10 protein-coding genes are annotated in these 12,100 nt (G+C 70.3%); 5 read left to right on the top strand and 5 right to left on the bottom strand.

All coding sequences use genetic code 11. From position 1 onward, the window contains the following. The first annotated feature begins 82 nt into the window (after positions 1-82). Entirely contained in the window at positions 83-910 is an 828-nt protein-coding gene (locus EV670_RS06775) for a carbon-nitrogen hydrolase family protein (RefSeq protein WP_130431081.1), read from the top strand. A gap of 43 nt (positions 911-953) precedes the next feature. On the opposite strand, the gene EV670_RS06770 is transcribed toward EV670_RS06775, so the two are convergent. From EV670_RS06770 to EV670_RS06755, 4 genes are read right to left on the bottom strand one after another with little or no spacing between them, the layout of a single operon-like run. Next, positions 954-1,907 carry an MvdC/MvdD family ATP grasp protein gene (locus tag EV670_RS06770; RefSeq protein WP_130431080.1) on the bottom strand — a complete coding sequence of 318 codons (954 nt, stop codon included), beginning with the start codon at positions 1,905-1,907 and terminating at the stop codon, positions 954-956. A gap of 13 nt (positions 1,908-1,920) precedes the next feature. After that, on the bottom strand, positions 1,921-3,510 hold the full coding sequence (locus EV670_RS06765) for a zinc metalloprotease (protein WP_207225018.1): 1,590 nt from the start codon (positions 3,508-3,510) through the stop codon (positions 1,921-1,923). Between the two features lie 35 nt (positions 3,511-3,545). After that, positions 3,546-3,854, bottom strand: coding sequence for a hypothetical protein (locus EV670_RS06760; RefSeq protein WP_130431079.1), 309 nt, complete (start codon positions 3,852-3,854; stop codon positions 3,546-3,548). Positions 3,855-3,904: 50 nt separating this feature from the next. Continuing rightward, positions 3,905-5,209, bottom strand: a complete 1,305-nt coding sequence (locus EV670_RS06755; RefSeq protein ID WP_130431078.1) for a hypothetical protein — start codon at positions 5,207-5,209, stop codon at positions 3,905-3,907. Positions 5,210-5,400: 191 nt separating this feature from the next. Here EV670_RS06755 and EV670_RS06750 point away from each other — a divergent pair, with 191 nt between their 5' ends. The 4 genes from EV670_RS06750 to EV670_RS06735 all read left to right on the top strand — a co-directional run bounded on the left by EV670_RS06750 (position 5,401) and on the right by EV670_RS06735 (position 10,730). Beyond that, a complete protein-coding gene (locus EV670_RS06750) occupies positions 5,401-8,424 on the top strand; it encodes a GAF domain-containing protein (RefSeq protein WP_130431077.1) in 3,024 nt (1,007 codons plus the stop codon). After that, positions 8,421-8,783, top strand: coding sequence for a response regulator (locus EV670_RS06745; protein ID WP_130431076.1), 363 nt, complete (start codon positions 8,421-8,423; stop codon positions 8,781-8,783). Before EV670_RS06750 ends, EV670_RS06745 begins: the two co-directional genes overlap by 4 nt. Beyond that, entirely contained in the window at positions 8,773-10,158 is a 1,386-nt protein-coding gene (locus tag EV670_RS06740; RefSeq protein WP_130431075.1) for a sigma-54-dependent transcriptional regulator, read from the top strand. Before EV670_RS06745 ends, EV670_RS06740 begins: the two co-directional genes overlap by 11 nt. Positions 10,159-10,352: 194 nt before the next feature. After that, positions 10,353-10,730: a hypothetical protein gene (locus tag EV670_RS06735; protein ID WP_130431074.1), complete on the top strand. Its 378-nt coding sequence runs from the start codon at positions 10,353-10,355 to the stop codon at positions 10,728-10,730. Between the two features lie 59 nt (positions 10,731-10,789). On the opposite strand, the gene EV670_RS06730 is transcribed toward EV670_RS06735, so the two are convergent. After that, on the bottom strand, positions 10,790-12,046 hold the full coding sequence (locus tag EV670_RS06730) for an FAD-dependent monooxygenase (protein WP_130431073.1): 1,257 nt from the start codon (positions 12,044-12,046) through the stop codon (positions 10,790-10,792). Positions 12,047-12,100: the final 54 nt, after the last annotated feature.

Here is a 12,100-nt window from a genome sequence, read left to right as displayed (position 1 = left end):
ACGCGACGCCACGCGACGCGCGGCTCGACAATGGCCGCAGATGCCCGCGTGGCACAGCGCCGGGCCGCACAGGGAGCCTTGCATGCAGATTGCCGCGATCCAGATGGTCTCGACGCCGAGCGTCGAGCACAACATCGAACGGGCGCGAACGCTGGTCGCGCAGGCCGCCGCGCAGGGCGCCGAACTGGTGGCGCTGCCCGAGTACTTCTGCCTGATGGGCCGAGCCGACCGCGACAAGCTCGGCGCCGCCGAGCGGCTGCTGCAGGGGCCGATCCAGGCCACGCTGGCGTCGATGGCGCGCGAGCACGGCATCTGGCTGGTCGGCGGCACGCTGCCGCTGATCCCGGAGGACGGGCCCTTCGAGCGCGTGCGCAACAGCAGCCTCGTCTTCGGCCCCGACGGCGAGCTCGCCGCGCGCTACGACAAGATGCACCTGTTCCGCTTTCACGACGGCGAGCGCGGCTACGACGAGGCGGCCACGCTCGAGCCCGGTACCGCGCCGGCCGCCTTCGAGCTGCGCGATCGTGCGGGCGAGACCTGGCGCGTCGGCCTCTCGGTCTGCTACGACCTGCGCTTTCCCGAGCTCTATCGCGCGCTGATGCAACCGCGGCCCTGCGACCTGCTGCTGGTGCCCTCGGCCTTCACCTACCCGACCGGACAGGCGCACTGGGAGCTGCTGCTGCGCGCGCGCGCGGTCGAGAACCAGTGCTACGTGCTGGCGCCGGCGCAGGGCGGGCGCCACGAGAACGGCCGCCGCACCTGGGGCCACACGCTGCTCGCCGATCCCTGGGGCGAGGTGCTCGCGCAGCGCGCCGACGAGGGCGAGGGCGTGGTGGGCGGCGCGATCGAGCGCGCCCGGCTCGAGGCGGTGCGCGGGCAGTTGCCGGCGCTGGCGCATCGGGTCCTGTGAAGGCGGCCGGATTCAGGCCCGAAGCGGCCGCGGCCGTTTCCGATCAAGCCTGCCCGTCGTGGCGCTGCAGCAACTCGGCCAGCGCCGCGCTGATCGGCTGCCCGGTCTGGCGCTCGATGAAGAGCCACTGGCCGGCCGGGTTGATCTCGAGGAACACATGCGAGCCGTCGGGGCGCCGGCGCATGTCGATCGCGCCGTAGGCCAGGCCGAGCCGGCGCATCAGCTCGAGCAGCTTCGCCTCGACGTCGGCCGGCAGCGACACCGGCTCGATGCGGGCGCGGCCGATGTCCATCCGGAAGTCGATCTTGTAGTCGCTGTCCTGCGAGTGGATCGCGGCCGGGAACAGTCGCTCGCCGACCACCGTAATGCGCAGGTCCACCGTGGCCTCGATGTAGCGCTGGAAGATCACCGGCGCGTAGCGCAGGTTGTCGAGCCGGTCCAGTTCGTCCGCGCGCACCAGGCGCGTCTCGCGCCAGTCCTGCTCGGTGGCCGAGAAGGCCTTGTAGATCACGTTGCCGAGGCCGACGCGGCCGAGGAACTCGCGCGCCGCCTGCGGGCAGTTGGTGATCAGCGTCTGCGGCAGCTCCAGCCCGATGCGGCCGGCCAGTTCGAGCTGCCAGGCCTTGCGCGCGGCCACCGCGTCGCGCGCCGGCTCGTTGATCCAGAACGCGTCGACCGACTGCCACAGCCCGTGCAGCGCCTCGTGGCTCTCGCTGAGCGCGAAGTGCTGGTGCGCCGGCCGGTGCACCTCGCCCTCGACGCTCGGCGGCTGCGGCCGGCGCCACCAGATCGCGCCGCAGTCGTCGAGCTCGAGCCCGGAGTCGTCGCAGCCGAAGACGAAGCGGCTGCCGCCATGCCCGTCGTAGCGCATCGACAGGCCGAGCTGCAGCGGAAAGCGCGACAGGTCGAGCAGCCGCGTCGCGACGCCGCGGCGCGACAGCTCGACCATCACCGACTGCGCGTGCTCGTCGCGGTGGTGCGAGATGACCAGAATCAACGCGCGGCTCCGCTCATACGCCGCTGTAGCGCTGGTACTCGGTCATCATGGCTTCATAGGTGCGGTAGAGCTGGTCGGCCTGGGCGCGGTCAACGTCGCCGAGTTGCCCGGCCTGCTCGGCCTGCGCGTACTGCATCAGCAGCGACTCGAGCTCGCCGATCTGCTGCGCCAGCGCCTGCATCTCGGCCTGCGCGGCCTGCGGGAAGCTCTGGGTCCAGGCCATCGAGTGGTGCGGCGTCGACAGCACGAAGGGCACGCCACCGCGTCCACCGAAACCGCCACCACCGAAACCGCCGCCACCGAAGTTGCCGCCGAAGGCGGGATTCACGGCGAAGGGCGTCGGGTCGATCACCGGCCCCGGGCCGATCGGCTGCAGGTCGTTGCCGGCCAGGGTCGCGGTGTCGCTGATCGGCGGCTTGTCGCTGAGCGGGCTCTTCACGTCGTCGCGGAACTTGGTGAAGGTCTGCACGTCCTCGCGGAACTTCACGGTCGGCGGCGCGTCGTCGCGGAACTTGAGCGTCACCGGCGGCTGATCCTCGCGGAACTTCAGCGTGCCGAGGTCGTTGGCCGCCAGCGTCGGCGGGCTGTCCTCGCTGAACTTGAGCGTCGCGACGTCGGTCGCGAGTGCGGTGTCGAGGAAGGGGCTGGTGCCTGCCACCTGCGTGCCGAGCCCGGCGCGGTCGCCGTCGAGGCAGGCCTGCATGCGCTCGACCTGGCCGGCGCTGAACATGAACATGCTGTCGTCGTCGGTGTAGTCCATGTAGTTCATGAACATGTCGCCGTTCGGACCGTTGTGGCAGCTGATGAGCGGGAAGGCCGGCTTGCCGGTGTTGGCGTCGGCCTGGTTCGGGGTGTCGGTGACGAAGTCGTCGCCGTTGCAGCCGCCGCCGTCGTCGCCCCAGATATGGCGCAGGTTCAGCCAGTGGCCGACCTCGTGGGTCGCGGTGCGGCCCAGGTTGAAGGGCGCCGCGGCGGTGCCGTTGGTGCCGAAGGCGCTGTGCAGGACGACCACGCCGTCGGTGTCGGCGGCGCCGCCGGGGAACTGCGCGTAGCCGAGCAGCCCGCCGCCGAGCTGGCAGACCCACATGTTGAGGTACTGGCCGGGCGGCCAGGCGTCGGCGCCGCCCGAGGCCGCATGCTTGACTGCGTCGTCGTCGGAGAAGGCGTTGACGTTGGTCTGGGTGCGAGTGATGCCGTTGCTCGCGTTGCCGGCCGGGTCGGTCGTGGCCAGTGCGAACTCGACGCGCGCATCGCCGGACAGCGGCTGGAACGCCGCCGGGATGCGGTTGAGGTCGGCATTGCGCTTGCGGAAGTCGTTCGTGAGCACCTCGATCTGGCTCTGGACCTGGCTGTCGGCGATGTTCTGCGCCGCGGTCTTGAAGACCACGTGGACGACCACCGGGATGCGCGTCACGCCGGTGCGCGCGCCCATGCCGCGCCGCAGCCGGAACTCGAAATGGTGGTTCTCGCTGGCGATGCGCGCGCGGGCGTAGGCCGGGTCGGTGCGCAGCAGGCGCTCGTGCACCGGCATCGTGCCGCAGGCACGCGTGGTCGGAGTGGGCTGGACCGGAGCAGCCGGGGCGGCCGGGGGGGACTTGGCCATGGATATCTCCTCGATGAGGGACGGAAGAACCGCCGCTAGCGGCGCAGCGCGAGCCGGTCGGCCTCGAGTTGGGCGATGGCGCCTTCGGCGGCGTCGAAGCCCTCGACATGGAGCAGCCCGTCCGCGTCGACCGACCAGCGGCTCGTGCTGCCGATGCGGCGATCGGTGGGGCCGGGGCCGAACAGCGTCGCCACGCCGTCCGGCCGCAGTTCGAAGCCGCGCCGGCCGCGTGCCGGTGGCAGTGGCGCGCCCTCGCGCCTGAAGACGTTCAGCCCGGGCTCGTCCTGCTCGGCAACACGCCACCAGGTTCCGAGCAGGCGCGATTCGTCGAAGGCTGCGGCCATCGTGCCTCCGCGGTCAGGACCCGCACACCGCGCGCGGGACTCGAACAAACTTAGTGCGTCAGCGCACCCGCGTCATCCGTCGATGGAAGGAGCGGCGGTGCCAAGCTGGGGGCATCGGCCGAGGGCGCCGCCGCCTCGGCGGCGGCGGCGAGCGCCACCGCGTAGCCGCGACGATGCAGTGCGCCCCAGTCCTCGACGCTGCGACCGCTGCGCGCGATCAGGGCGCGCAGCGCCTGTCGCTCGCCGCCGTCGGCCGCCAGCTGGCGCATCCAGCCCTGGGCCCGTTCGACCGCCTCGCAGCCCAGATCGGCCCCCACTGGCGGCGGCGCGCTGGCGGCGCTGAGGGCGTCATGCTCGCGCTGCAAGGCGAGCAGCCGCGGCGCGGGCCAGTCCAGGCTCCTGCCGATCGCCAGGCCGACGCCGAGGTCGGCCAGGCCGGTGCCCTGCTCGGCCAGGGTGCGGGCGAGCGCGTCGCAGCTGGCGTGGCGGTCGGGCGCGGGCGCGTCGCCGACGCACCAGGCATGGGCCTGGGCGCTGTAGGCGCTGGCCCATGCCGCCTGCACGCCCCAGCTCGCGGACAGGGCCAGCGTGTGCGCCAGCGATGGCGTCTGCGGGCCGAACGCACGATCGACCAGGCTCGGCAGCAAGCCGGCGTTCGATTCGCTGCGGCGCGCCAGTGCGGCGCGGTGCATCGCGTCGGCCTCGGCCTCGGGCTCCTGCCGCTGGCGCGCCGCGGCCGCCAGCGCGAGCCAGGGCTGGGCGTTGTCGGCGTCGAGCCGCACCCACTGGGCCCGGCTCAGCAGCGTGCAGGCGGAGCCCGGCTCGGCGGCGCCCTCGCCACCGCGGCAGGCCTCGAGCGCGATCGCGTAGACCCGCGCGTCGGTCGAGCCCACTGCCAGCCGAACCAGCTCGTCGACGCGGGCGCGACGGCTGTCGCCGCGCGCCTGGGCGCCGATCAGCAGCGCCGCGGCGCGCACCTGCGGGTCGGCGCTGGCCAGCATCAACGCGTCGGCCGCATCGAGCGCGGCGCGACGCTGCGCGGGCGGCACGCGCTGCAGCGGGTCGGGGTCGTCCACCGCGCGTTCGACCGCGCCATAGCCGCAGATCTCGGTGCGGCCGGCGCTGGCGAACTGGGTCGTCGGCCGCGCGGTGCTGCGCGAGCGGGCATGTAGCTGCACCGTCGGCGCTGCGGCTGCGGCCCGAGTCGGCTCTGGCGCGGTGGTCGGCAGGGAGACCCGCAGCGACGCCGCCTCGGGTGCCGGCGGCCGCTGGACGCCGAGGATCGACCAGAGCGCGGCGGCGCAGATCGTGACCAGCGCTGTCTGCAGCGGCAGGCGGGGCGGGGGCAGGTGCATGGAGGGCTGGCCGTGCGCGGCTGCCGCGTCCGCACTCTTGCGGATCCTGGCGCAGGGCGCGCTGTCTGAACCCTAGTGCGTGCCGCGGCGCGCGTCCAGCGCCGGCCCCAACCTGCCTGTGCGACCCAGGCGAGCTTGTATTCGCCGGTTGCACGCGGCAAGCTCGCGTTGGCGACAGGTACGGAGGAGCGATGAAGGCCCAGGAGAAGACTGGCGGCCAACGGCGCACCGGGGTTTCGGCGGCGACGCAGGAGCCGCTTGGTCAAGCACAGCCGTGCTCGCCTCGGACCCAGCGCCGTCCCGGTGCGACCGAGTCGGCGCTCGAGTTGCAGCGACAGGCGCATGCGTGCGCGCTTGCGCAAGCGAAGGAGCAACAGGCGGCGACCAGCGAGATCCTGCGTCTCATCTCGCGCTCGCCGGCCGACGTGCAGCCGGTGTTCGACGCGATCGTTGCTCATGCGCTGCGGCTGTGCGGCGCCAGCTTCGCTTTCGTCATGCGGCACCAGGACGGGCGGCTGTCGCTGGCCGCGCGCACCGACAGCACGCCCGAGTTTGCCGACTACCTCGCACGCGGCTTCGCCGTCGATCGTGAGACGACCACCGGTCGCGCTGCCTTGTCGCGCCAACCGGTCCAGGTGATCGACTTCATGGCCGAGCCAGGCGTCGGCGTGACCCCGGCGCATCGGAGCGAATCGGTTCGCACGGTCCTGGCGGTGCCCTTGCTTCGCGAGGAGCAGTTGCTCGGCGTCATCGCGATCTGGCGGCGCGAAGTGCAGCCGTTCCTGGAGCAGCAGATCGCGTTGCTGCAGACCTTCGCCGATCAGGCGGTGATCGCGATCGAGAACCTTCGGCTGTTCAACGAACTTGAGGCCCGCAACCGCGAGCTGACCGAGGCGCTCGAGCAGCAGACGGCAACCGGCGAGATTCTGCGCGTCATCAGCCAATCGCCGACCGACGTGCAACCGGTGTTCGACACGATCGTGGCCGCCGCACTGAAGCTGTGTGCAGCCAGTTCCGCCAATGTCGTGACCTTCGACGGTGAACTGATCCACGTTGCCGCGATCGCGCCGGTCAGGCCGGAAGGCGCGGATGCCTTGCGCCGGCACTTCGGCAGCTATCCGAGGCGACCGAGCCGCGATACCGCAAACACCCGTGCGATCCTGACCTGCAGGGTCGTGTCGATCCCGGACGTTCTGAACGACAGTGACTACGCGGCCGGCGCGACCGCCATTGCCGCGGGCTACCGAAGCGTCCTGTCGGTTCCGCTGATTCGCGAGGCGAGCCCGATCGGTGCGATCACCGTGGCTCGGGCCGAGCCGGGCGCCTTTCCCGAGCAGCAAGTGGCGCTGCTCCAGACCTTTGCCGATCAGGCGGTGATCGCGATCGAGAACGCTCGGCTCTTCAGGGAACTCGAGGCGCGCAACCGCGACTTGATCGAAGCGCTCGAGCAGCAGACTGCCACCAGCGAGATTCTGCGCGTCCTTTCGCGGTCGCCCACCGACGCCCAACCGGTGTTCGACGCGATCGCCGCAGCGGCACTGAAGTTGTGCGATGCCACGTCGGCAAACTTGTTGACGTTCGACGGCGAATTCCTTCATATCGCCTCCATGGCGATGGTCAGTCCAGAAGCTGAGCAAGCCCTTCGCGAGCTGTACCCCCGACCGCTCGATCGGGGCGTGGTGGCAGGCCGCGCTGTTTTGGCGCGCAGCGTGGTAGCCATCCACGATGTGCATGTGGATCCTGATTACGCGTTCAAGGGCGGCGCGCAAATGGGCTTCCGCAGCGTTGTGGGTATTCCCTTCATGCGCAAGGGTGTCCCAATCGGCGTTATCGCAGTCGGGCGACGCGATCCGGGGCCGTTCTCGGAAAAGCAGATCGCGTTGCTGCAGACATTTGCCGATCAGGCGGTCATCGCGCTCGAGAACGTTCGGCTCTTCAAGGAGCTCGAGGCGCGGACGACCGAGCTCACGCAATCAGTCGGAGAGTTGCGGGCCCTGGGCGAGGTCAGCCAGGCCGTCAGCTCGACGCTCGACCTAGAAGCCGTATTGAGCACGATTGTCGCGCGCGCAACTCAACTTGCCGGCATGGACGGCGGCGCGATCTACGAATACGACGAAGCTCGGCAGGAGTTTCGCCTGCACACGACGGACCGATTGCCTGACGAACTGGTGGAAGCACTGCGGTCAGCTCCCATTGCAAAGGGAGAAGGCGCGATCGGGCGACTGGCGGCGACTGGCGAGCCGGTCGCGGTCCATGACATCGTGGATCAAGGCACGTACCAGAGCCGAGTCCGCGAGATCCTTATCCGCTTGGGGTACCGGTCCCTGCTCGCAGTCCCCCTGCTGCGCGAGGATCGCTTGCTCGGAGGGCTTCTCGTCAACCGGAAAAGCGCGGGTGAGTTCGCGCCGCGGGTGATCGACCTCCTGAAGACCTTCGCAACGCAGTCGGCATTGGCGATTCAGAATGCGCGGCTGTTCCGCGAGATCGAAGACAAGAGCCGCCAGCTCGAGATCGCCAGCCGTCACAAGAGCGCGTTCCTCGCCAACATGTCGCACGAGTTGCGCACCCCGCTGAACGCGATCATCGGCTTCACGCGCATCGTGATGCGCCGTTCGCAGGAGCGGCTCGAGCCGCAGCAGTTCGACAACCTGGAGAAGATCCTGGCCAGCGGCCAGCATCTGCTCGCGCTGATCAACACCATTCTCGATCTCGCCAAGGTGGAGGCCGGGCGCGTGGAGCTCAATCCGGCAGCGATCGAGCCGGCGCCGCTGCTGGATCAGTGCATGCGCACCATCGAGCCGCTGCTCAAGGACGGCGTGGTGCTGCTCAGGGACTTCGACGGTGGAATGCCGCCGATGCTCGTCGACGAAGAACTGCTGCGGCAGGTCCTCATCAACCTGCTGAGCAATGCCGCCAAGTTCACGGCGCGCGGCAGCATCCGGGTGCGGCTGCGCGCCGGGCGTGGCGGCGTCGAGATTGCGGTGGCCGATAGCGGCATCGGCATTGCGGCCGACAAGCTGGAATCGATCTTCGAGGAGTTCGAGCAGGCCGACGCGGGGAGCACGCGCCTGCATGGCGGTACCGGACTCGGCCTCACCATTGCCCGGCGTCTTGCGCGGCTGATGGGCGGCGAGATCCTGGTCGAGAGCGTCGCGGGCGTCGGATCGACCTTCACGCTGACGCTGCCCGCCCGCTGCCCGTCGCCGCAGCCATGAAGACCATCCTGATCGTCGAGGACATCGAGTTGAATCGCGAACTGCTGGCGCAGCTTCTGGGGCACGAGCATCGGCTGGTGTTCGCGCACGACGGCGTGGCCGCGCTCGAACGCGCGGCCGAGAACCGGCCGGACCTGATCCTGATGGACCTGTCGCTGCCGCGCATGGACGGTTGGGAAGCCACCCGCCGGCTCAAGGCCGATCCGGCGCTGGCGCGAATTCCGGTGATCGCGCTTTCGGCCCACGCCATGAAGGGCGACGAAGACCGCGCGCGCGCCAGCGGCTGCGACGACTTCCTGACCAAGCCGATCGACGAAGCCCTGCTGTTCCAGAAACTGGCGAACCATCTTGGCAACTGACGCCGGCACGGTGCTGATCGTCGACGACGATCCCTTGAACGCCGACCTGCTCGAGCAGGAACTCGTCGCCGCGGGCTATCGCACGATCGCCGCGCGAGGCGGAGAAGAGGCGCTGACCCTGGCCGCGAGTTCGCAGCCGGACCTGATCCTCCTCGATGTGAGGATGGCCGGCATCGACGGCTACGAAACCTGCAGCAGGCTGAAGGCCTGCGAGGCAACCCGTTCGATCCCGGTCATCTTCCTGACCGCGCTCAGGGACACCTTCGACAAGGTGCGCGCGTTCCGGACCGGCGCGGTGGACTACGTCACCAAGCCTTTCGAGACCGAGGAGTTGCTGGCCCGCGTCGGCACCCACATTGCCTTGCGGCGCGAGATCGAGGCCCATCACCGGGCCAGGGCCACCATCCGGCTTCTGGTCGAGGAGAACCGACCCGCACGCGATTCGATGGTTGGCGAGTCGCCGGCACTGCAACGCGTGCGGACGCTGATCGCCCAGGTCGCCGCGACCGACAGCACGGTGCTGATTCAAGGCGAAACGGGCACCGGCAAGGAACTGGTTGCGCGCGCCATTCACGACCAGGGCGCACGGCACGAGCGGCCGTTCGTCAGCATCAATTGCGCGGCCCTGCCGCGCGAGTTGGTCGAGAGCGAGCTCTTTGGTCACGAGAAGGGCGCCTTTACCGGCGCCGTCCAGCAACGCCGCGGTCGCTTCGAACTGGCGGACGGCGGCACCCTCTTCCTCGACGAGGTGGGCGAACTTCCCGCCGAGGCGCAGGCCAAGCTGTTGCGGGTGCTGCAGGAGCGTGAGTTCGAGCGCGTCGGCGGCACGCGCCGCCTGCGTGTCGATGTGCGGGTGATCGCGGCGACCAATCGGGATCTGCAGGCCGAGGTCGCCGCGTCCCGTTTCCGCGCCGATCTCTACTTCCGGCTGAACGTGTTCCCCATTCCTCTGCCGCCGCTGCGCGCAAGACGCGAAGACATCCCGCTGCTGGTGCGGCATCTCACGGCCAGGGTGGCGCGCCGGCTCGGCCGCACGGTGGCTGGCGTTTCGCCCGGCTTCATCGAGCAGGCCAGCGCGCGCGACTGGCCCGGCAACATTCGCGAACTCGAGAACATGGTCGAACGTGCGCTGATCGTGTCGCGCGACGGCATGCTGGACGGGAGTGACTGCTTCGCCCCGTCGGTGCCGGCGCCGAGCGTGGCGCCATCGGGCGCGGCCACGCTGGAGGAAATGGCGCGGTGCCACATCCGCGATGTCCTCGACGCCGCCGGCTGGAGGATCGAGGGCGACGGCGGCGCCGCCCGGGTGCTCGGCCTGAATCCGAGCACCCTGCGCGGGCGGATGCGCAAGCTCGGCATTCGCAAGAGTCCCTGACCGTTGCATCCGACGGATCCGTGCCGTCACCCTTGACGGCGCCGCCGCATTTGGCGGCGCGTGCTGCCTGCTCCCATGTGCAAGCTCTTGATTCATTGGGACTTTTTCGAGGGGCCGGGCTGGCACGCCGCATGCCCCTGGGTCCTGTGCCGAGCGGGAACTTTCGCTCCCCGGCACAAGCCAAGGAGAACACCATGACACAGGATTTCGTTTCAGTCGACCGCCGCCTCGCCACCTCCACCCATGTCGCCGTGCTGCTGACCGTGGGAGCGGTGCTGGGTGGCCTTGGCTTCAGCAGTTCGGCGCGAGAGCAGGCGCCTCAGGCGTTGGCGGTGCATGCGACGGCTGGCACGCATGCCGAGCTCGAAAGAGCCTTCTGGGTCTGTGACCATGCCGCGACCAAGCAGTTGATCGACATGGGAACGGCGGCGGCCTGCAGCAGGCTCACCGAGGAGTTGAAGAAGAAGAAGTTCAACGGCTCCTTCGACGCGATGCTGGCCTGGTGGCGCCAGAACAAGGCGCCCGAGCATCAGGCACTCGATGTTGCCGGCCGACCGACAGCAGATCGATAGGTCGGTCAAGCCATCGGCAACGAGATGATGCCGGGACGAAGGCCTGCGGGTCGATCCGGTCAGCGCGCCCCGAACATCATCCGCCTGGCCACCAGGCGCTTCGCCGGTCCCAGCGCCTGCAGCGCCGCCAGCCCCAGCCCGCGTGCGGTGCTCAGCCCCGGCGCGCTCCAGGTGAAGCTGCGGGCGAGGAAGTCGGTGGCGGCGATCAGGCTCCAGCGGTCGGGCGCGCGCTGCCACTCGACGCGGCGCAGGGCGGCGTCGACGTCACTCGCATCGCGCAGCGCCATCAGCAGCGCGTGCACGTCGCGCAGGCCGAGGTTGAGGCCCTGGCCGGCGACCGGGTGCAGGGTCTGCGCCGCGTTGCCGATGCGGACCTGGCGGCCATCGACCAGCGTGCGCTCGGCGTTGAGCCCGAGCGCGAAGTCCTTGAGCCGGGTGAGGCTGGTGATGGCCGGCACCCGCGGCGGAAAGATCGTGTTGAGCAGCGCTAGCCGTTGCACGTCGTCGAGGGCGCGCACCGGGTCGTCGTCGCGGGTCACGCACCAGACCAGCGCGGCGCGATGCAGGCCGTCGGTCGAAGGCGCCAGCGGCAGCAACGCGGCCGGCCCCTGCGGCGTGAAGCGCTCGACCGCGAGGCCACCCAGCGGCCGCGCCAGCGTCAACTGGCCGACCCAGGCGGTCTGGCGGTAGTCGTGGGTGACGGCCTTGCGCGCCTGATCTGCGAACACGCCGCCTTCGGCCACGACGGCCAGGTCGAAGAGCTCGGCGATGCCGGCGTCGACCTCGACGCCGCCGGCGACATTCTTCAGCGCCTCGACCTTGACGCCGAAGCGCGCCGCCAGCCGCTGCGGCTCGCGCTCGACGGCGGCGAGCCAGGCGGCCTGCAAGGGCGCCACCAGCGTGCCGTAGCGCAGCACCGCGCCGAGTTGCGCGACGCCGACTTCGGCGGCCTCGATCAGCACCTCGGGTTCGCCCGAGGCCATGGCGCGTTCTCGCAGCCAGGCCGGCAGCAACTCGGCCACCAGCGCCGGCTGCTGCTGCGACACATGGACCGCGCGGATCGCTGCCGCATGCGGCTCGATCGCCGCGTCCCAGACGCCGAGTTGCTCGAGCACCTGCACGCTGCCGAGCGAGAGCGCGAGCGTGCGGCCGTCGCGCGTCACGTCCTGCTCGGCCGGGCGCGCGTCGAAGACGCTGATGCGCGCCTGCGGCAGCGCCTGTGCCGCCTGCAGCGCGAGCGCCAGCCCGACCGGGCCGGCACCGACGACGGCGATCGAGAGCGGATGGTGAGCGAGTGCGTGCTGGGCGTTGTTCATCGGAGGCAACAGCGGAGCTTCGACCCCGCCTATGATGCGCCCGCATTGTCGTGC

This window comes from Rivibacter subsaxonicus, assembly GCF_004217215.1.
Taxonomy (GTDB): domain Bacteria; phylum Pseudomonadota; class Gammaproteobacteria; order Burkholderiales; family Burkholderiaceae_C; genus Rivibacter; species Rivibacter subsaxonicus.
This window is presented reverse-complemented; position numbering and strand designations above follow the sequence as displayed.